This window comes from Streptomyces physcomitrii (assembly GCF_012273655.1).
GTDB lineage: Bacteria > Actinomycetota > Actinomycetes > Streptomycetales > Streptomycetaceae > Streptomyces > Streptomyces physcomitrii.
On record NZ_JAAWWP010000007.1, the window covers coordinates 284069 to 305599 of the forward strand.

General features: G+C 74.6%; 8 protein-coding genes. 7 read left to right on the top strand and 1 reads right to left on the bottom strand.

Features of this window, described 5'->3' with window-relative positions:
* Positions 1–89 precede the first annotated feature (89 nt).
* The gene (locus tag HFV08_RS14535; protein ID WP_168539514.1) at positions 90–368 is read left to right on the top strand and encodes a hypothetical protein; all 279 of its coding nucleotides are present in this window, start codon (positions 90–92) and stop codon (positions 366–368) included.
* Positions 369–515: 147 nt separating this feature from the next.
* Here HFV08_RS14535 and HFV08_RS14540 read toward each other — a convergent pair whose 3' ends face one another.
* Positions 516–1463 carry a methionyl-tRNA formyltransferase gene (locus HFV08_RS14540; protein WP_168539516.1) on the bottom strand — a complete coding sequence of 316 codons (948 nt, stop codon included), beginning with the start codon at positions 1461–1463 and terminating at the stop codon, positions 516–518.
* 255 nt (positions 1464–1718) lie between these two features.
* On the opposite strand from HFV08_RS14540, the gene HFV08_RS14545 reads away from it, so the two are divergent.
* The 6 genes from HFV08_RS14545 (at position 1719) to HFV08_RS14570 (ending at position 21522) form a co-directional block, all read left to right on the top strand.
* Positions 1719–3074 carry a lysine N(6)-hydroxylase/L-ornithine N(5)-oxygenase family protein gene (locus HFV08_RS14545; RefSeq protein WP_168539518.1) on the top strand — a complete coding sequence of 452 codons (1356 nt, stop codon included), beginning with the start codon at positions 1719–1721 and terminating at the stop codon, positions 3072–3074.
* Between the two features lie 239 nt (positions 3075–3313).
* Entirely contained in the window at positions 3314–4360 is a 1047-nt protein-coding gene (locus HFV08_RS14550) for an iron-siderophore ABC transporter substrate-binding protein (protein WP_168539520.1), read from the top strand.
* Positions 4361–4616: 256 nt separating this feature from the next.
* A complete protein-coding gene (locus HFV08_RS14555) occupies positions 4617–18944 on the top strand; it encodes a non-ribosomal peptide synthetase (RefSeq protein ID WP_168539522.1) in 14328 nt (4775 codons plus the stop codon).
* Positions 18945–19068: 124 nt separating this feature from the next.
* Positions 19069–19326: an acyl carrier protein gene (locus HFV08_RS14560; protein ID WP_040250783.1), complete on the top strand. Its 258-nt coding sequence runs from the start codon at positions 19069–19071 to the stop codon at positions 19324–19326.
* Positions 19323–20564, top strand: a complete 1242-nt coding sequence (locus HFV08_RS14565) for a beta-ketoacyl-[acyl-carrier-protein] synthase family protein (protein ID WP_168539525.1) — start codon at positions 19323–19325, stop codon at positions 20562–20564. Before HFV08_RS14560 ends, HFV08_RS14565 begins: the two co-directional genes overlap by 4 nt.
* Positions 20557–21522: an alpha/beta fold hydrolase gene (locus tag HFV08_RS14570; protein ID WP_168539527.1), complete on the top strand. Its 966-nt coding sequence runs from the start codon at positions 20557–20559 to the stop codon at positions 21520–21522. Before HFV08_RS14565 ends, HFV08_RS14570 begins: the two co-directional genes overlap by 8 nt.
* Positions 21523–21531 lie beyond the last annotated feature (9 nt).

Here is a 21531-nt window from a genome sequence, read left to right on the forward strand (position 1 = left end):
GTACCTGGCACCGCGGCACCGAGTACGGTGCGGCGAGACCGTGCCGATGGGCCGCCGAGGCGGCGGGCACGGCGAACGAGAGGACTTCGATGCAGCCCCTGACCGAGCAAGTGGAACTCGACTTCACGGACGAACTCCGGGCCAGAGCGGGCCTCTTCGCCGATGAGCACGTGGGCCTGTGGGTGGCCGTCACCGCACCCAACACGGTCAACCTCGGCGGCGCGCGCTCCGCCGAGGTCCTGCAGGCCGCGGCCGACTGGCTGGCCGCGGACGAGAGTGCCGAGGTGACCGCCCTCGCCTGGTCCCGCAGCCCCGAGGACCCGCCGCTGCGCCTGAGCATGCGGCTCGCCCAGGCCCCGGTGAAGTAGCCGCCCCCGCCCGGCCCGCGCCCGGCGCCCCGCCCGCGTCCGGCGCCCGCCCGCCGGTCCGCCCGCGCCGATCACGCGTAGAGCCCCGGCCCGCCTCCTTCGGGAAGCGTGCCGGGGCTCGAACGCGTCGGCCCGTTCCGGTGCCGGTCAGGGGCGGTTGACGAGATAGCCGCCCATCGCGGTGAAGTACTCGGTGGCGGGCAGCTCCCGGCCGTCCTCGGTGCGGACCCGGGTGATCGCGAGCCCGTGGTTGCGCCCGGTGCGGGCGTCCGCCCCGGCGACGATCACCACGCCCTCGCCCTCGCGGTAGAAGATCCGCCCGGGGGTGCCGCCGTAACGGCCCTCGGAGACCTGGGCGGTGAGCACGTCGAGCCGCTTGCCCTTGTGGAAGGTGTACGCGCTCGGGTACGGGGCGGACTGGGCGCGCACCAGGCGGTCCAGGTCGGCCGCGGGCCAGGTCCAGTCGAGGCGGCTGTCCTCGGCGGCGCGCTTGTGGAAGAAGCTGGCCTGGGACCGGTCCTGCTGGGTGAACTCGCTCTCGCCCGCGGCGATCCGGGCCAGCGCGCCGGTGGTGACCGGGGCGATCAGCTCGACGGTCTTGTGGAAGAGGTCGGTGGCGGTGTCCCGCGGGCCGACCGCCACCGCCTGCTGGAGGACGATGTCCCCGGCGTCCAGGGTGTCGTCCATCATGTGGGCGGTGACGCCGACTTCGGGCTCGCCGTTGATCAGCGCCCAGATCAGCGGGGAGAAGCCCGCGTACTTCGGCAGCAGCGAGTCGTGGACGTTCAGGGTGCCGTGGCGGGGCAGGCCGAAGATGCGCGGCGGGATCCAGGTGCGCCAGTTGTTGGCGACGATGATGTCCGGGTCGGCTTCCTTCAGCCGGGCGAACAGCTCCTCGTCGTCGGGGCGGTTGCGGATCAGGACCGGGACGCCGTTCTCCTCGGCGAGGTCGGCGACCGAGTCGCTCCAGATCTTCTCGTAGGCGTGCTCGCTCTTGGGGTGGGTCACCACCATGACGACGTCGTGTTCGGAGTCCAGGAGGGCTCGCAGGGTGCGGTGCCCCCAGGTCTGATATCCGAACATGACGACCCGCATGGGGGGTTCCTCCTCTGGGCAGGGATTGGTCGGCGCCCAGTAAAGCAAGGCTTACCTTAGCCTGCAATGGCGCGTGACTGAGGCGGAGTTCACGTCCCGCCGTACCGCTTGACCGGTTTGTCCCGTCGACACTCCACAAGGTTAAGCTTAGGCTTACCTAAGTCCCGGGGGTGTGCGGCGTGGAGCCGCCATGCCCTCGGACGCATGCCCCCTTCCCCCGCGCCCGAAAGCGGCTGCCCGCATGATGGGAGTGACATGTCTCAGGCTCTTCCTGGCGACGACGCACCTTTGATCCACGACCTCATAGGGATCGGCTTCGGCCCCTCCAACGTGGCCATGGCGATCGCGCTCAGCGAGCACAACGCACGCGTCGGAAGGCAGGAGGCGGTCACTGCTCACTTCTTCGAGCGGCAGCCGAACTTCGGCTGGCACCGCGGCATGCTGATCGACGACGCGACCATGCAGGTGTCCTTCCTCAAGGACCTGGTGACACTGCGCAACCCGGCCAGCGAGTACAGCTTCCTGTGCTATCTGCAGAGCAAGGGGCGCCTGGTCGACTTCGTCAACCACAAGAACCTCTTCCCGCTGCGGGTGGAGTTCCACGACTACTTCGAGTGGGCCGCGGCCAAGGCCGACGACATGGTCTCGTACGGGCACCAGGTGGTCTCCGTCGAGCCGGTGGAGCGGGACGGCGTCGTCGAGTACCTGGACGTGACCTCCCGCTGCGGCGAGGAGCTGGTCGTCCACCGGGCCCGCAACCTCGTCGTCGGCACCGGGCTCACCCCGAGGATGCCCGAGGGCGTCGCCCGCGGTGAGCGGATCTGGCACACCTCCGACCTGCTGCGGAAGGTGGACGCCCTGGAGGGCACCGAGCCCACCCGCTTCCTGGTCGTCGGCGCCGGGCAGAGCGCCGCGGAGAACGTGGCCTATCTGCACCGCCGCTTCCCCACCGCCGAGGTCTGCGCCGTCTTCTCGCGCTACGGCTACAGCCCGGCCGACGACAGCGCCTTCGCCAACCGGATCTTCGACCCGGACGCGGTGGACGACTACTTCAGCGCGCCGGAGGCGGTCAAGCGCAAGCTGATGGACTACCACGGCAACACCAACTACGCCGTGGTGGACATCGACTTGATCGACGACCTCTACAAGCAGGCGTACCGGGAGAGCGTGCTCGGCACCGAGCGGCTGCGCTTCCACAACGTCTCCCGGCTCACCGAGGTGCTGGCCGGACCCGACAAGGTCCGCGCCACCGTCGAGTCCCTGGTCACCGGCGAGAAGACGCCGCTGGACGCCGATGTGGTGGTGTACGCCACGGGGTACGAGCCCGCCGACGGCCTGGCCCTGCTCGGTGAGGTCGCCGGGAGCTGCCTGCGCGACGAGGCCGGCCGGGTCCGGGTCGAGCGCGACTACCGGGTGGCGACCGAGCCCGCGCTGCGCTGCGGCATCTACCTCCAGGGCGGCACCGAGCACACCCACGGCATCACCTCCTCGCTGCTGTCCAACACCGCGATCCGGGTCGGCGAGATCCTCGACTCGATCGTGGAGCGGGGCCTGAAGTCCGCCGCCGACGAGGCCCGTCCGGTCGTGGACGGCATCAGCACCGCGCGCTGACCCCCGTAGCCCTGGTGGGGCGCACCGCCCAACCGCCCTGCCCCGCCCATTGGTTCACCGTCCCCACGTCCGCCGAGCCACCCGGCCCGGCACCTCGCTGAGCCGCAGCCCCCCGCAGCAACGCCACCCCCTGGAGAGCCTGCCCCGAGCACCGGGGCTACTCTCACCGCCGCGCGCCGCCCGCTCGCGCTGCCGTCCGGCAGCCCGGCGGCGCCGTGAACTCCCCGAAAGGAAACAACGTGTCCCAAGGCACACCCGTGCTGACGCGGTTCGCGAGATACCTCCCCAAAGCGGCCGTGGCCGTGGCCGCCGCGCTCGCGCTGACCGCCTGCGGGGGCGGCTCCGACGACTCCGGCTCCGAGGGGTCCAAGGACGCCAAGGGCGGCTCCAGTTCGGGGGCCTTCCCGGTCACCGTGGAGCACAAGTACGGCTCCACGAAGATCGACAAGGCGCCCGAGAAGGTCGTCACCCTCGGCCTCTCGGACCAGGACACCGTGCTCGCGCTCGGCATCAAGCCGGTCGGCTCGGTGGACTGGTTCAAGGAGCGCCCGTACGGCAAGTGGCCCTGGACCAAGGCGAAGTGGGGCTCCGAGACGCCGCAGATCGTCGGCGAGCGCGACGAGTTCAACATGGAGAAGATCGCCTCCCTCAAGCCGGACCTGGTCATCGCCCAGTACTCCGGCATGAAGAAGGAGCAGTACGAGACGCTCTCCAAGTTCACCAAGGTCGTCGCGCAGCCCAAGGGGCACCCGGACTACGCCGCCCCCTGGAAGGTGATGACCCGTCAGATCGGCAAGGCGCTGGGCAAGGACGCCGAGACCGAGAAGCTGATCAAGGGCATCGACGCGCGGTTCGAGAAGGTGCGCACCGAGCACCCGGAGTTCGCCAGGATGACGCTGGCCGTCGCGGACAGCTTCGAGGCGGGCAAGTACAGCGCCTTCACCAAGACCGACCCGAAGGCGATCTTCTTCGAGGAGTTCGGCTTCAAGCTCAAGCCCGAGGTCGACAAGCTCGCCCAACCCGGCATGAACGCGGCCGAGTTGAGCGCCGAGAAGCTGAGCGTGCTGGACACCGACCGGCTGGTCTGGGTCACCTCCAGCACCGAGGCGAACGAGCGCATCAAGGGCGAGGCGCTCTACAAGAAGCTCAAGGTCCACCAGGACAAGCGCGACCTGTTCGTGCCCTACCAGGACCCCGACATCGGCGCGGCCTTCTCCTTCAACACCGTCCTGTCGATCCCGTACGCGATCGACGAGATCCTGCCGCTGCTGACCGACATCAAGTAGCCGCGGCCGCCCTCAGGCACCACAAGACCGGCGGCCGGTGGCGAACTCCCGCGCAGGACAGCGGAGTTCGCCACCGGTACGCCCGGCGGGGCCGGCACAGCAGCATCGTGCGGCCCCGCCGAGCCGCGCCCGCCGCCCCCCCCCCCCCGCGGGCACCCACCCGCACCGCACGCACCACGCGCACCACCCGCACCGCCCCGCTCCATCGCACCCCCCACCTCCTCGCCATCGCTCCACCAGAGAAGGGCCCCCGAAGATGTCTGACGCCGCGCCGGACCGGACCGCCACCGCCGGAACTCCCCTCACCGGCGGGCAGTCGGGCATCTGGCTCGCCCAGCAGATCGAGCCGGACAGCACGGCCTTCCACATCTCCTTCGTCCTCGAACTGAGCGGCGAGGTCGACCTGGAGCGCCTGACCGCGGCCGTCCGGCAGGCGGTCGACCAGGCCGAGGCCCTGCACGTCCGCGTCGAGGACCACGGGCAGGGACCCCGGCAGACCGTCGCGCGCCGGGAGTTCGAGGTGCCCGTGCTCGACTTCCGTGCGGAGGCGGACCCGGCCGCGGCGGCCCGCGACTGGCAGGAGGCCGAGCGGAGCCGGCCGGTGGACCTCGCCGCCGGACCGCTGTTCGCGCAGGCGGTGCTGCGGGTCGGCGACCGGCGGGTGCTCTGGTACCAGCGCTACCACCACCTCGTCCTGGACGGCATGGGGGTCGCCCTGCTCACCCGCCGCGCCGGACAGCTCTACACCGCGGGCGCGGGGGCCCCCGCCCCGGCCGACTGGTCCCTGTCCGGGCTCCTCGACGCCGAGGCCGACTACCGCGCCTCCGCGGCGTACGCCGAGGACCGCGCCTACTGGCAGCGGACTCTGGCCGGGCGCCCCGAGCCGGTACGGCTCGTCGAGCGCGGCCACGCCCCGATGTCCCGGCGGCTGCGCACCACCACCGAACTCACCGCCGGGGACCTGGAGTTGCTCGGCGCCGCCGCCCGGCGCGCCGGGGTCAGGCCCTCCCGGCTGCTGCTCGCCTCCGTCGCCGCCTATCTGCACCGGGTCAGCGGCGCCCAGGACCTCGTCCTCGGACTGCCGATCCCGGCCCGGCAGGACGCCGTCTCGGCGACGGTGCCCGGCATGGTCTCCAACATCGTCCCGCTGCGGATCGCCGCCCGGCCCGGCACCACCGGCGCCGCACTCGTCGCCGAGGTGGGCCGCGCGGTCTCCGGTGCGGTACGGCACGGGCGCTACCGCGCCGAGGAGCTGGCCAAGGAACTCGGCCTGACCGAGGGCGTACCCGAATTGGTCGGGCCGACCGTCAACATCATGCCGCGCGCGGAGGACCTGCGGTTCGCCGACCACGAGGCCGACATCCACCCGGCCTGGCTCGGCCCGGTCAGCGACCTCGCGGTCAACTTCGCCGAGTGCGACGGCGGCAACGGCGTCCGCCTGCACCTCGACGCGGACGCGGACCTCTGCGACGAGCGGCAACTCCGCGCCCACCAGGACCGGTTCCTGCGGCTGCTGCGCGCCTTCCTCGCCGACCCGGACCTGCCGCTCGGCCACCTGGAGCTGACCTCCGCCGCCGAACGCACCGTCCTGCTCGACGAGTTCGGCCTCGCGCCGCACGAGTCGCCCGAACTCACCTGGCCCGCCGCCTTCGAGGAGCGGGTGCGCCGCGCGCCCGAGTCCACCGCCCTGGTCTTCGAGGACCAGGAGCTGAGCTACGCGGAGCTGAACGCCGCCGCCAACCGCCTTGCCCGGCTGCTGACTTCACGCGGAGTGGGCGCCGAGGACATCGTCGGCATCGCGCTGCCCCGCACCCCCGAACTCGTGGTCGCCCTGCTCGCGGTGATGAAGGCGGGCGCCGCCTATCTGCCGCTCGACGCCGACCATCCCCGTGAGCGCCTCGCCTATATGCTCGCCGACGCCGGTGCGCGCACCGTGGTCACCGTCCGCGGACTCGCCGGTGACCTGCCCGCCGAGCCCGGGCCCGCCCTGGTGCTGCTCGACGACGCGGCCACCGCCGCCGAGCGCGCCGCCCAGGACCCCTCCGACCTCGGGCTGCCGCTGCCGCTGGACCGGGCCGCGTACGTCATCTACACCTCCGGCTCCACCGGGCGGCCCAAAGGCGTCGTGGTCAGCCACGACGGCATCGGCAGCCTGATCGCGACCGCCGCCGAGCGCCTCGGTGTGGACGCCTCCAGCCGGGTGGCGCAGTTCGCCTCGGTCGGCTTCGACGTGACCGTCTGGGACCTGGTGATGTCGCTGTGCGCGGGCGGCCGGGTGGTCCTGGTGCCCACCGAACGCCGCGTCGCCGGGCCCGCGCTCACCACCTATCTGGAGCGGCACGGCGCCACCCATATGATCCTGCCGCCCTCGCTGGTCTCCGCGCTGCCGCGGGAGTGCCGCCTGCCCGAGGGCGCCGTCCTCGTCGTCGGCACCGAGGCCGTGCCGAGCGAGCTGATCGCCCGCTGGTCCGACCGGCTCCAGGTGGTCGTCGCCTACGGACTCACCGAGGCGAGCGTCAACTCCACCCTCTGGCGCGCCGAGGCGGGCCGCCCCGGCCCCGCCCCGATCGGCGTACCCGACCCCAACACCCGTGCGTACGTACTGGATTCGGCGCTGCGGCCGGTGCCGGTCGGCAGCGAGGGCGAGCTGTACGTGGCCGGCCGCGGACTGGCCCGCGGCTACCTCGGGCGGCCCGGGCTGAGCGCCGGGCGCTTCGTCGCCGACCCCTTCGGCGCGCCCGGCAGCCGGATGTACCGCACCGGTGACCGGGTCCGCTGGAACGCGGCGGGCGAGCTGGACTTCCTCGGCCGCGCCGACGGGCAGATCAAGATCCGCGGCCACCGCATCGAACCCGGCGAGGTGGAGAGCGCCTTCATGGCCTGCCCCGGGATCGCCCAGGCCGGGGTCCTGGTCCGCGAGGACCACCGCGGCGTCAAGCGCCTCGTCGCCTACCTGGTCACCGGCGGCGAGGACCGCGAGGCGGGCGAGGCCGCGGTGGCCGCCGCCCGCGCCGAGGTGGCCGCCACCCTGCCCGACCACCTGGTGCCCACCGCGGTGGTCGTCCTGGACCGCCCGCTGCCGCTGACCCCCAACGGGAAGCTGGACACCGCCGCCCTGCCCGCGCCGCGCTGGACCGCGCTCAGCGGCGCCGACGCCCCGGCGGGCCCCGCCGAGAGCGCCCTGGCCGCGCTCTTCGCCGAGGTCCTCGCCCTGCCCTCGGTCGGCGTGCACGACAGCTTCTTCGAGCTGGGCGGCGACAGCATCGTCGCCCTCCAGCTGGTCAACCGCGCCCGCGAGGCCGGCTATCTGCTCAGCCCCCGCGAGGTCTTCCGGCAGCGCACGGTCTCCGCGCTCGCCCGCACCGCGGCGCGCGCCCCCGAGCGGGCCGCCGCCCCCGCCCTCCGCCTCGACGAGGACGCCCTGCCGGTCTCCCCGCTCCAGGAGGGCTTCTTCTTCCACGCCTCCTTCGAGCCCGAGGCCGCCGACCTCTACCTGGTGCAGGAGGTCCTCGACCTCGCGGGCGAGATCGACCCGGGGAGGCTGCGCGGCGCCCTCCAACTCCTCCTGGACCGGCACCCCTTGCTGCGCGCCGCCTTCCGGCAGCTGCCCGGCGGCCGGGTCGTGCAGCGCCTCGCGCCCGGGGCCGAGCTGCCCTGGCGGGAGGCCGACACCCGCGAGGCCGCCCTGGCGGAGATCCTCGCCGCCGACCGTGCCGAGGGCTTCGACCTGGCCCGGCCTCCGCTGCTGCGCGCCACCCTGATCCGGGACGGGCAGCGCCACCGGCTGCTGCTCACCCTGCACCACATCATCGCCGACGGCTGGTCCGTCGCCGTGCTGCTGCGCGAACTGGGCACCGCCTACCGGGGCGGCGCCCTGCCCGCCCCCGCCTACCCGGGCGGCTACCTCTCCTGGCTCGCGGGCCGGGACCGCGAGGCGGCGCGCGAGGCCTGGCGCACCGCGCTCGCGGAGCTGCCCGAGCCCGCCAGGCTGCCCCAACTCGCCGCCGCCGAGGGGGAGAAGGCTCCGGCCAGCCCCCGGCATGTGGACGCCCGGCTGCCCGCGGAGCTGAGCACCGCGCTCGCCGCCTACGCCCGCCGGGAGGGACTGACCCTGAGCACCGTGGTGCACGGGCTGTGGGGCGTCCTGCTCGGCGGACTCACCGGCGGCGACGACCTCCTCTTCGGCAGCACGGTCTCCGGACGCACCACCGAGGTCGCCGGACTCGACTCCGCCGTCGGCCTGTTCATCAACACGGTGCCCGCGCGGGTGCGGCTGCGCGCCGGGGAGAGCCTGACCGGGCTGCTGCACCGGGTGCAGGACGAGCACGCGGCGCTCCTGGAGCACCAGCACCTCGGCCTCGCCGAGATCCAGCGCCTCGTCGCGCCCGGCGGCGGTGAACTCTTCGACACCCTGGTCGTGTTCGAGAACTTCCCGGCCGCGGAGCCCTCCGGCGCAAAGGACCCGGACGCCCTGCGGGTGACCGGCGTCGAGGTGCACGACGCGGTGCACTACCCCCTCGCGCTCATCGTCGAGCCGGGCGGGGCGGACCGCGCGGAGCTGCGGCTGCGCCTGAAGTACGACGCCGCCCGCCTCGGCCGGCACGAGGTCGCGGTGCTGGCGAGCCGCTACACCGCCCTGCTGCGCACCCTGGTCACCGAGCCCGGACTCCCGCTCGCCCGCGTCGAGTTGCTTTCCCTCCGCGAGCGGGACCGGCTCGGCGAACTCAACGCCACCGCCCGCCCGGTGCCCCCCGCCACCCTCGCCTCGCTCTTCACCGCGCAGGCGGCCCGCACCCCGGAGGCCACCGCCGTGGTCTTCGAGGGCAGCACGCTGACGTACGCCGAACTCGACGCCCGGGCCGAGGAGTTGGCACGGCGGCTGCGGGCCAGGGGCGCCGGTCCGGAGGGCTTCGTCGGGGTCGCGGTGCCGCGTTCGGCGGAGCTGATGGTCGCCCTGCTCGGGGTGCTCAAGTCGGGCGCCGCCTATCTGCCGCTGGACCTGGACTACCCGGCCGAGCGGGTCGCCTTCATGCTCACCGACTCCGGCGCCCGCACCGTGGTCACCACCGCCGGGGCGGCCGGACGGCTCCCGGAGGTGCCGGGCCTGGACACCCTCGTACTCGACGGGCCCGGTACGGACGGGACCGGTGCGGAGGGGACCGCCACGGACGGGACCGCGGCGGAGGCGGGAGTGCCCGCCGCGCCGCACCACCCCGCCTATCTGATCTACACCTCCGGTTCCACCGGCCGCCCCAAGGGCGTCGTCGTCACCCACGAGGCGATCGCCAACCGGCTCGCCTGGATGCAGGGGGAGTACGGACTCGGCGCCGGGGACCGGGTGCTGCAGAAGACGCCGTCCAGCTTCGACGTCTCGGTCTGGGAGTTCTTCTGGCCGCTCGCCGAGGGTGCGGCCGTCGTCCTCGCCCGGCCCGAGGGGCACCGCGACCCCGCCTACCTCGCCCGTCTCATCGCGGCCGAGCAGATCACCACCCTGCACTTCGTGCCCTCCATGCTGGGCGCCTTCCTCCAGGTCATGGAGGCCGAGGGCGAGCCCGGCTGGGCGGCGAGCCTGCGCCGGGTGTTCTGCAGCGGCGAGGCGCTGAGCGGCGCCGACGCCCGGCGCTGGCGGCAGCTGACCTCCCGCGACGGCCGCACCCCGGTCCCGCTGCACAACCTCTACGGGCCCACCGAGGCCGCCGTGGACGTGACCTGGTTCCCCTGCGCGGCGGGGGAGGGCGACGGGGCGGCGGGCGTGCCCATCGGGCGGCCGGTGTGGAACACCCGGCTGCATGTCCTCGACCCCTTCCTGCGGCCCGTCCCGGACGGGGTGCCGGGCGAGCTGTACCTCGCCGGAATCCAGCTGGCCCGCGCCTACCACGACCGGCCGGGCCTGACCGCCGGGCGCTTCGTCGCCGACCCCTTCGGCGGGCCGGGGGAGCGGATGTACCGCACCGGTGACCTGGTGCGGCGGCGCGCGGACGGGGCCTTGGAGTACCTGGGCCGCACCGACCGGCAGGTCAAGATCCGCGGCAACCGGGTCGAACTCCCGGAGATCGAGGCGGCGTTGGCCGCACTGCCGGGGGTGGCCCGGGCCGCCGTGATCGTCCGCGAGGGCGCGCTCGCCGGGTACGCGGTGCCCGCGCCCGGCGCCGGACTCGACCCCGGGGAGCTGCGCGGGGCCCTCGCCGCGGTGCTGCCCGCCGCGCTGGTGCCCGGCGCCGTCCTGGTGCTCGGCGAACTCCCGCTCACCGCCAGCGGAAAGCTCGACCAGAACGCGCTGCCCGCGCCCTCCCACACGCCCCGGGCGGGCGGCCGCGCCCCGCGGGACGCCCGCGAGCAGGTGCTCTGCGAGGTCTTCGCGGCCGTGCTCGGGGTGGACGGCATCGGCCCCGAGGACGACTTCTTCGTGCTCGGCGGCGACAGCCTCACCTCCATCGCCGTCGCCACCGGCGCCCGCGAACGCGGACTGCCGCTCAGCCCGCGCGAGGTCTTCACCCACCGGACCCCGGCCGCGCTCGCCGCCGCCCTCGCCGAGGCGGAGGCCGAACAGGCCGCCGAGGAGCCCGAGTCGGGCCCACCGGCCACCGACGCCGTCACCGTCTCCGCCGCCGACGCCGGAGCCGCGGCCACCGCGCTGCGGGCGATGCTCGCGCAGCAGGAGCAGTCCGGCGCGGCCGTCGACCCGGCGCTGCGCGCCCTCCTCGACCAGCTGAACGCGGGGGCCCCGGCGGAACCGGAGCCCGCAACCCCCGGCCCGCTGGGCGGACTTGAGCTGACCGAGGAGGAGCGGGCGCGGGTCGCCGAGGTGGCCGGGCTGCCGCTCGCCGACCTCTGGCCGCTCTCCCCGCTCCAGGAGGGCATGTACTTCCACGCCACCTACGACGCGGGCGAGGCGCTCGACGTCTACCTCTCCCAGGAGACCCTGGACTTCGACCGCCGGGTCGACCCGGACCGGCTGCGCGCCGCCTGCCGGAGCCTGCTCGACCGCAACCTCAGCCTGCGCGCCGGATTCACCAGCGACGGACTGCCCCGTCCGGTGCAGTTCCTGGTCGACGGCGCCGAAATCCCTTTGTACGAGGAGGACTTGACCGGCCTCGGCGCCGAGGAGGCGGACGCCAGGGTCGCCGGCCTGCTCGCCGCCGACCGGCGCCGCCGCTTCGACCTCTCCGCGCCGCCGCTGTGCCGACTGCTCCTGCTGCGGCTGCCGGACGGCCGGGACCGCCTGGTCGTCACCCACCACCTCATCCTCTGGGACGGCTGGTCCGCCTGGCTGTTCCTGGAGGAGCTGTTCACCCTCTACGAGCGCGCCGGGGACGCCACCGGCCTTGCCCCGCGCGGCAGTTACCGCGACTACCTGGCCTGGCTCGACGAGCAGGACGCGGGCGAGGCGCTGACCGCCTGGCGCACCGCGCTCGCCGGTTTCGAGGAGCCGACGCTGCTCGCCCCGACGGGCCGCGACAGCGGCCCGGTGATCCCGGTCGACCACGAGTCCGTACTCGACGAGGCGACCGGCGACCGGCTGCGCGCCGCCGTCCGCCGCCACGGCCTCACCCTCAACAGCGTCCTCAACGCGGCCTGGGGCCTGGTCCTCTCGGCGCTGACCGGCCGCGCGGACGTCGTCTTCGGCATCGCGGTCGCCGGGCGCCCCGCCGAGGTCCCCGAAGTCGGCGGCATCATCGGCATGTTCCTCAACACGGTGCCCGCCCGCGTCGCCCTCGACCCCGCCGAACCGCTGCCCGCCCTGCTGCGCAGGCTCCAGTCGGAGCGCGCCGCCGTGATGCCCTACGAGTACGTGGGGCTCGGCACGCTCCAGCAGGAGACCGGCCACCGGCGCCTCTTCGACACGCTGTTCGTGCTGCGCTCGGCGGACGGCGAGGACCGGGCGGCGGCGCTGCGCGAGCGGCACGGCATCACCGGGGTCTCCAATGTGGACGGCACCCACTTCCCGCTCACCCTGATCGTCACCCCGGGCACCCGGCTGCGGGTCACCCTCGCCGCCCGGCCCGACCACTTCGACGCGGCGGCCGCGGGCACCATCCTGGCCCGGTTCACCGCCGTCCTGGAGCGCCTCACCGAGGCCCTCGCGGCGCCGGACGCGGAGGCGGCCCGTACCGTCGGGCTCGATCTGCTGCTGCCCGCCGAGCGGCGCGCCCTGCTCGCCGAGGGGGCCGCCGCCCGGGAGCCGGTGCCGGACGAGACCATCGCCGACCTGCTCGCCGCGCAGGCCGCCCGTACCCCGGACGAGGTGGCCGTCGTCTTCGGCGAGCAGGCCCTCAGCTACGCCGAACTCGACGCCCGCATCAACAAGTTGGCCCGGCTGCTGCTGGCCAGGGGCGCCGGTCCCGAGCAGGCGGTGGCGCTGGCGCTGCCGCGCTCCCTGGACATGGTCTGCGCCCTCTTCGCGGTGCTGCGCACCGGCGCCGCCTACCTCCCGCTCGACCTGGACCACCCGGCCGAGCGGCTGCGCCTGATGATCGAGGACACCCGCCCGCTGTGCCTGCTCTCCACCGCCGCCACCGCACCCTCGCTGCGCGCGGCCGAGGGCCCGCTCGCCCCTGAACTCCTGCTCGACGCAGCGCAGTCGACCGAGGAGCTGGCCGCCCTCTCCGGCGCGGAGATCGCCGACGCGGAGCGGCCCGCCTTCGCCCGCGGGGTGCCCGGACGCCTGGAGCACCCGGCGTACGTGATCTACACCTCCGGCTCCACCGGCCGCCCCAAGGGCGTCGTCACCCCGTACCGGGGGCTGACGAACATGCAGCTCAACCACCAGAAGGAGATCTTCGACCCGGCCATCGCCGCGGCGGGCGGACGGCGGCTGCGCATCGCGCACACCGTCTCCTTCGCCTTCGACATGTCCTGGGAGGAGCTGCTCTGGCTGGTCGAGGGCCATGAGGTGCACGTCTGCGACGAGGAGCTGCGCCGGGACGCCGAGGCCCTGGTCGCCTACTGCGACCGGCACCGCGTCGACGTCGTCAACGTGACCCCGACCTACGCCCAACTCCTCATCGAGGAAGGCCTGCTGGAGCAGAGCGCCGAGCAGCACCCGCGCGGGCGGCACCGTCCGGCCCTGGTGCTGCTCGGCGGCGAGGCCGTCTCGGAGACCGTGTGGAGCAGGCTGCGGGACACCGAGGGCACCTACGGCTACAACCTGTACGGGCCCACCGAGTACACGATCAACACCCTCGGCGGCTCCACCACCGACAGCGCGAGCCCCACCGTGGGCCGGCCCATCCGCGCCACCCGTGCGCACATCCTGGACACCATGCTGCGCCCGGTCCCGCCGGGCAGCCCCGGTGAGCTGTACATCGCCGGGGTGGGCCTGGCCCGCGGCTACCACGACCGCCTGGCGCTGACCGCCGAGCGCTTCGTCGCCGACCCCTTCGGGGAGCCCGGCGAGCGGATGTACCGCACCGGCGACCTGGTGCGCCGCCGCGCGGACGGGCAGCTGGACTTCCTCGGCCGCACCGACGACCAGGTGAAGATCCGCGGCTACCGGGTCGAACTCGGCGAGATATCCGCCGCGTTGACCTCGCATCCGGGGATCGCGCACGCCGCCGTGGTGGTCGCCCCGCACGCCGGGACCAAGCGCCTGGTCGGCTATCTGGTGCCCGAGGAGGGCGCCCCGGCGGCCGAGGAACTGCTCACCGCGGTGCGCGCCCGTCTGAAGACCCTGCTGCCCGACTACATGGTCCCGGCCGCCCTGGTCACCGTGCCCACCCTGCCGCTGACCGTCAACGGCAAGCTCGACACCAAGGCGCTGCCCGCCCCGGAGTTCGGCCAGGGCGGTACCAGCCGCCCGCCGCGCACCCCGCAGGAGGAGACCCTCTGCGGCCTCTACGCCGAGGTGCTCGGCCTGCCCGCGGGCAGCGTCGGCATCGACAGCGACTTCTTCGACCTCGGCGGCCACTCGCTGCTCGCCACCCGCCTGGTCAGCCGCGCCCGTACGGCACTGGAGGCGGAGCTCGCGATCCGGGACCTCTTCGAGGCGCCCACCGTCGCCGAGCTGGCCGAGCGGGTGGCCCGCGCGGGCGGTGCGGCCCGTCCCGCGCTGACCGCCGGGGAGCGCCCCGGTGAACTCCCGCTCTCCTACGCCCAGCAGCGGCTGTGGGTGATCCAGCAGATCGAGGGCGCCTCCGCCGCGTACAACTTCCCGCTGGTGATGCGGCTGCGCGGACCGCTCGACCCGGCCGCCTGGCGGGCCGCGCTCGGAGACCTGACGGGGCGTCATGAAGCCCTGCGGACCCTGTTCACCGAGCGCGAGGGCCAGGTCTTCCAGACGATCCTGCCCACCGCGCAGGCCCAGCCGGTGGTCGAGCAGCTGCCCGCCACCGAGGCGGAACTGCCCGCCCTGGTCGACGCCGCGGTCAACCGGCCCTTCGACCTCTCGGCCGAACTCCCGCTGCGCGCAACGGTCTTCGAGGTCGGCCCCCAGGACCACCTGGTCGTCCTGCTGCTGCACCACATCACCACCGACGAGTGGTCCGACCGCCCCTTCCTGCGCGATCTGGCCACCGCCTACCGGGCCCGGCTCGCGGGCGGCGCCCCCGCCTGGGAGCCGCTGGCCGTCCAGTACGCCGACTACGCGCTCTGGCAGCACCGGCTGCTCGGCGACCCGGCCAGCCCGGAGAGCCTGGCCGCCCGCCAACTCGACTACTGGGAGCGGTCCCTGGCCGGGGCGCCGGAGGAACTGGAGCTCCCCACCGACCGCCCCCGCCCGGCCCGCCCGGCCTTCACCGGGGCCGAACTCGACCTCGCCTTCCCGGCCGAGGTGCACGAGGGCCTCAAGCGGCTCGCCCGGGAGAGCGGCGCCAGCATGTTCATGGTGGTCCACGCGGCGGTCGCCGCACTGCTGCACCGCCTCGGCGCCGGCAGCGACCTCCCGCTCGGCGCGCCCATCGCGGGCCGCGGCGATGAGGCCCTGGACGAGCTGGTCGGCTTCTTCGTCAACACCCTGGTGCTGCGCACCGATGTGAGCGGCGACCCCTCCTTCACCGAACTCCTCGGCCGCGTACGGGAATTGGACCTGGCCGCCTTCTCGCACGCGGATGTGCCCTTCGAGTCGGTCGTGGAGCGGATCAACCCGACCCGCTCGCTGTCCCGCAATCCGCTCTTCCAGGTCATGGTCGGCTACCACGCCCGCGGCGGCGAGGACGTCCGACTGCCGGGCCTGCAGGCGGAGTACGTGCCCTTCCGGGTCCGCAACGCCAAGTTCGACCTGGTCTTCAGCTTCACCGAACGGCTCGGCGCCGACGGCGATCCGGGCGCCCTCGGCTGCCGCCTGGAGTACGCCGACGAACTCTTCGACCACGCCACCGCCGAACGCCTCGGCGCCCGGCTGCGGCACCTGCTCGCCGCCCTGGTCGCGGCGCCCGGCGCGCCCCTGTCCCGTACCGAGATCCTCGCCGAGGGCGAACGGGAGCTGGTGCTCGGGGAGTTCAACGCCACCGCGCGGGAGGTGGCCGAGGAGTCGCTGCCCGCGCAGTTCGCCCGGCAGCTGGCCGCGAAGCCGGACGCGCTCGCCGTCACCGGCCACGACCGCTCGCTGAGCTATGCCGCACTGGACGCGCGCGCCAACCGGATCGCCCGGCTGCTCGCCGCCCGGGGCGTCGGCACCGAGAGCGTGGTCGGGGTGGCGGTGCCCCGCAGCACCGACATGGTGGCCACCGTGCTCGGTGTGCTGAAGCTCGGCGCCGCCTTCCTGCCGCTCGACCTGGTCCACCCCGCCGACCGGCTCAGCTATATGACGAAGGACTCCGGGGCCGCGCTGATCGTCGGCACCGAGCAGGTCGCCGGGAAGATCCCCGAGGTGGCGGGCGTTCCCGTGCTGCTGCTCGACGCCCCCGGGACCGCCGCCGAACTGGACGGGCTGCCCGGCGAGGCACCGGCCACCGGCCCGATCCCGCTTGACCGCGCCGCCTACGTCATCTACACCTCGGGCTCCACCGGGCGGCCCAAGGGCGTCGTCGTCCCGCACGAGGGCATCGCCAGCCTGGTGGCCACCGCGGTCGACCGGATGGGCCTGCGCGAGGACAGCCAGGTCCTGCAGTTCGCCTCCATCGGCTTCGACGTCTTCGTCTTCGAGCTGGCGATGGCGCTCTGCCACGGCGGGCGCCTCGTCCTGATCACCGAGGAGGCCCGGGTCGCGGGCGCGGCCCTGACCGACTTCCTCGCCGCCGAGCGGATCACCCATATGATCCTGCCGCCCTCGCTGGTCTCCGCCCTGCCGCCGGGCTGCCAACTCCCGGACGGCTCCACCGTGTTGGTCGGCACCGAGACGGTCCCCCCGGACCTCTTCGCCCGCTTCGGCGAGCGCGCCCACCTGATCTGCGCGTACGGACTGACCGAGGCCACCGTCAACTCCACGCTCTGGCCCGCCAGGGAGCACGGCGGACTGCCCTCGGGCCGGGTCCCGATCGGCCGCCCCGACCCCAACACCCGGGCGTACGTGCTCGACGAGAACCTGCGGCCGGTGCCGCCCGGGGTGGCCGGCGAGCTGTACATCGCCGGGCGCGGACTCGCCCGGGGCTACCTCGGCAAGGCCGCGCTGACCTCCGAGCGCTTCCTCGCCGACCCCTTCGGGGCGCCCGGCAGCCGGATGTACCGCACCGGGGACCGGGCGCGCTGGGCCGCCGACGGCAACCTCGACTTCCTCGGCCGGGTCGACACCCAGGTGAAGATCCGCGGCTTCCGTATCGAACTCGGCGAGATCGAGGCGGCGCTGGCCGCGCACCCCTCGGTCGCCCAGGCCAGCGTGGTCGCCGACCGGGACGCCGACATCGTGCGCCTCGTCGGCTACGCGGTGCCGGAGTCCGGCGCCGCGCTCGACGCCGGGGCCCTGCGCGCCCATGTCGCGGGCCTGGTACCGGAGTACATGGTCCCCGCCCTGGTGGTGCCGCTGGTCGGGCCGCTGCCGCTGACCGCCAACGGCAAGGTCGACCGCAAGGCGCTGCCCGCGCCCGACTGGTCGGAGCTGACCGGCGGCGCCCGGCCCGCCACCGGCACCCAGGCCCGGCTGGCCGCGCTCTTCGGTGAGATCCTCGGCCTGGCGGACGTCGGCGTGCACGACAACTTCTTCGCCCTGGGCGGCCATTCGATGGCCTCGATGCGGCTGCTCGGCCGGATCCGCGCCGAGTTCGGTGTCGAGCTGCGCATCCGCGACATCTTCGACGCGCTCACCGTCGCGGGCATCGCGGCCAAGGTCGAGGGCGCCTCGGCCTCCCGGCCCCCGCTGCGGGCGGCCGGGGACACCGGCGGCGACCCGGGCGCGGACGGGCCGCTCGCCCCGGTGCAGCACTGGCAGTGGGAGGCGTACCGGGCCGCCCCGGCCTTCGACCACGCCCTGGTGCTGCGCTCCCCGGGCGGCCTCGACGCCGGGGCGCTGTCCGCCGCGCTCGCCGATGTGACGGGCCGTCATGAGCCGCTGCGTACCGCCTTCGCGGTGGACGCGGCGGCCGCGGTCCGCGCCCGGGCCGTCGAGGCCCCGGTGCTCGCCGTGGAGGAGTGCGCGGGCGACCTGGACGCACGGGTGGCCCAACTCGCCCTGGAAGCACCGGACCTGGCGCGGGAGGCGCCGCTGCGCGCCCGCCTGCTCACGGCCGCCGACGGCAGCCAGGCGGTCCTGCTCACCCTGCACTACCTCGCCGTCGACGAGTGGTCGGTGGTCCCCCTCTTCCGCGACCTCAGCACCGCCTACGCCGCCCGCAGCCGGGGGAGCGCCCCCGAGTGGCCGCCGCTGCCGGTCGCGTACCGGGACTACGGCCGCTGGGCCCGCGAGGTCCTGGGCGACCCGGCCGACCCGGAGAGCCGCGGTGCTCGCCAACTCGACTACTGGCGGCGGACCCTGGCGGGCGTCCCGGCCCGGCTGACGCTGCCCTCGGGCGGATCCGGTACGGACGCGGCGGGCGATCGTGTGCCCGGGGCGGCCGAACGGCCCGTCCAGCACGTCGACTTCACCCTCGACGCGGAGCTGCACGCCGAGGTGGACCGGCTCGCCCGCGCCACCGGCACCAGCATGTTCATGGTGCTGCACTCGGCGCTCGCGGCCGTGCTCACCGCGCACGGGGCGGGCACCGACCTGCCGATCGGCACCATGGTCGCGGGCCGCACCGACGACCAACTCGCCGATCTGGTGGGCTGCTTCCTCAACACCGTCGTGCTGCGCACCGACACCGCGGGGGACCCCTCCTTCGCCGCGCTCCTCGGCCGGGTGCGGGAGACCACCCTGTCCGCGCTCGACCAGCAGGAGGTCCCCTTCCACGAGGTGGTCCGGGCCACCGCGCTGCCGCCCGGCGGACCCCAGGTCATGGTGATCCACCACGAACAGGCCGACCTGGCACGGCTGGAGGGCGGCATGGGCGACCTCCTCGCGGTGCCGACCGCCTCGGCCCGCGCCCAACTCGCCCTCAGCTTCTACGAGCCGCGCGGCGAGGGCCCGGTGCACTGCGCCCTGCTGCACGCCACCGCGCTGCTCGGCACCGCCGAGGCGGAGCGGCTCACCGGCGAACTCCTCGCCGTACTGCGGACGGTGGCGGCCGACCCCGGGCTGCGGCTCTCGGAGGTGATCACCACCGCGCGCCTCGGCTGAGCGGCCACCCGATCGGGTCACGTGCCGGGGCGGCGCGTGACCCGGTGCCGCCCGCCGCGTTCTGCACCTTAGTCGGCCGGAGCAGGCCGGCCGGTCGTGGTCGTGCAGACAGGTGGAGAGCTCAATGGATCTCGCGCAGCAGGGCGCCGGTACCGTCGCGGAGCAGCTCGGCGAGGTGGTGGCGCGCAACTTCGGCGTCGATCCCCGCGAGACACCCGAGGACACGCCCCTGCACGGGCTGCGCCTGGACTCCCTCGCCCTGGAGGAGCTGCGGCTCCTCGTGGAGGACCGGTTCGGCATCGACCTCGACGATGTGGAGCTGACCACCCGCGACAGCTACGGGCAGCTGGTGGCGGCCGTCCACGGCAAGACCTCGGCATGACCGCGCCGGGCACGCCCTTCCCGGTGGCCGTCACCGGCCTCGGGATGGTCACCGCCGCGGGCCTGGACGCCGCGCGCACCTGGCGGTCCGTCACCACCGCCACCGCGCCCACCGGCATCACGCACCCCGAGGAACTGCGCGAACTGCCCTGCGACTTCTTCTACGCCGCTCACGAGCTGGACGTGGACGCGCACCTCGGGGTGGCCGCCCGGCGCCTGATGGACCGGGTCGGGCAGCTGGCCGTGATCGCCGCCCGCGAGGCCGTCGCCGACGCCGGTCTGGACACCGGGTCCTGGGACGGCGCCCGGGTCGCCGTGGTGATCGGTTCGGCCCACGGCGGCCTGCCCTTCTACGACCGGCAGGCCGCGGTGCTCGCCGAACGCGGCGCCCGCCGGGTCTCCCCGATGGTCTCCGTGCTCAGCACCCTCAACGGGCCCACCGGCAGCGTCTGCCGCGACCTGGACGCCCGCGGCCCGAGCCTCTCGCTCTCCACCGCCTGCGCCTCCGGCACCGACGCCATCGGCACCGCCTACCAGATGCTCCGCGCGGACATGTGCGACCTCGCGCTCGCGGGCGGCGCCGAGTCGGCCCTCTCCCGGCTGCTCATCGCCAGCGGCTGCCAGATGAGGGCGATGAGCACCCGCCGCGAGGACCCGGCCGCCGCGGTGCGCCCCTTCGACGCCGACCGGGACGGCTTCGTCACCGGCGAGGGCGCCGGACTGCTCGTACTGGAGCGGCCCGAGCACGCCGCGGCGCGCGGCGCGCGGGCCCGCGCCCACCTCATGGGGTACGGCTCCACCAACGACGCCTACGCGCCGGTGGCCCCCGAGCCCGACGGCCGCGGTCTGGAGCGCGCCCTGCGCACCGCGCTCGCCGCGGCCGGGCTGAGCGGCGCGGACCTCGGGCACGTCAACGCGCACGGGACCTCCACCGCGCTCAACGACCTCGTCGAGTCCCGGGTGCTCCACCGGGTGTGCGGGGAGGGCCCGTTGGTCACCTCCACCAAGGCGATGACCGGCCACACCCTGGGCGCCTGCGGCGGCATCGAGACCGCGCTGACGGTGCTCGCGCTCCAGCACGGGCTCGTGCCCCCGACCGTCAACCTGGACGCCCAGGACCCGGAGGTCCCGGTCGAGGTGGTCGCCAAGGCGGCCCGCGCCGCGGACCTTCAGTGCGCGGCCAAGACCTCCCTCGGCTTCGGCGGCCACAACGCGGCGCTGGTCCTCACCCGTGCCTGAGCCGCCCGCGGCCGAGGGCCCCGGCCCGGCCCCCGCACCCCGAAGAGCCGCGCCCGGGGAGGTCATCCGCACCCTGACCGTGGACGGACTGCGCTACGCCTACCGGCGGCTGCCCCACCCCGCCCCGCTCACCGACCCGGTGCTCGTCCTCGGCGGCGCGCGGCAGGGCATGTACGGCTGGACGCGGATCGAGGAACTGCTGGGTCCGGTCACCGAGGTGATCACCGCCGACCTGCCGGGCATGGGCCGCGCCGACGCCCTGCGCCCCGGCGACGACAACCTGCTGCTCTGCCGCGCCGTCGAGCGGCTCATGGACGAGCTGGGCCCCGCCCCGCTCGGCATCTTCGGCTACTCGCACGGCGCCTCGCTCGCCTTCACCTGCGCCCAGCAGCGGCCGGAGCGCGTCGCCCGCCTGCTGCTCGGCGGCGTCCCGTACGGCACCACCGAGGCGGAGCGCGCCTACTGGGTGGCCACCGTCGACGAGCTGGCCGCCGGGCGTCCCGAGGAGTTCGCCACCCGGGTCGCCGAGGGCATGCTCTGCACCGACCCGGCCCGCCATGTCCACCGCCGCCGCCTCGCCTACAACTACGTACGCCGACTGCATCTGTACGAGGTGGCCCGCAGGCCGGACGCCGCGGCCGAGCTGTACCGCTCGCTGCGGCGGGCACTGCCCCTGGACGGCGGGCTGACCGGCGTCCCCACCCTGGTCTTCTGCGGCGAACACGACAACCTCACCCCGCCGCACCGCCAGCGCGCCTTCGCCGCCACCATCGCGGGCAGCGCCTTCACCACCCTCGCGGACTCCGACCACTGGGTCGTACTCGAACGCGGCGACGCGGTCGCGGAGTTGGCGTACGCGTTCTTCACGGGGGCGACCGGCACCCCCGCCGGGGAGGCCGTGCCGCTGCCGGGGCCCCGGCGGAAGGAGACCGCCGGGCCGCGCGCCGGGCGGCACTGACCGCGGCAC

What these genes read in the sequence shown, in the direction of transcription:
- HFV08_RS14535 (WP_168539514.1), top strand. Translation starts at nt 90, where the DNA reads ATGCAGCCCCTGACCGAGCAAGTGGAACTCGACTTCACGGACGAACTC.
- HFV08_RS14540 (WP_168539516.1), bottom strand. Translation starts at nt 1,463, where the DNA reads ATGCGGGTCGTCATGTTCGGATATCAGACCTGGGGGCACCGCACCCTG.
- HFV08_RS14545 (WP_168539518.1), top strand. Translation starts at nt 1,719, where the DNA reads ATGTCTCAGGCTCTTCCTGGCGACGACGCACCTTTGATCCACGACCTC.
- HFV08_RS14555 (WP_168539522.1), top strand. Translation starts at nt 4,617, where the DNA reads ATGTCTGACGCCGCGCCGGACCGGACCGCCACCGCCGGAACTCCCCTC.
- HFV08_RS14560 (WP_040250783.1), top strand. Translation starts at nt 19,069, where the DNA reads ATGGATCTCGCGCAGCAGGGCGCCGGTACCGTCGCGGAGCAGCTCGGC.
- HFV08_RS14565 (WP_168539525.1), top strand. Translation starts at nt 19,323, where the DNA reads ATGACCGCGCCGGGCACGCCCTTCCCGGTGGCCGTCACCGGCCTCGGG.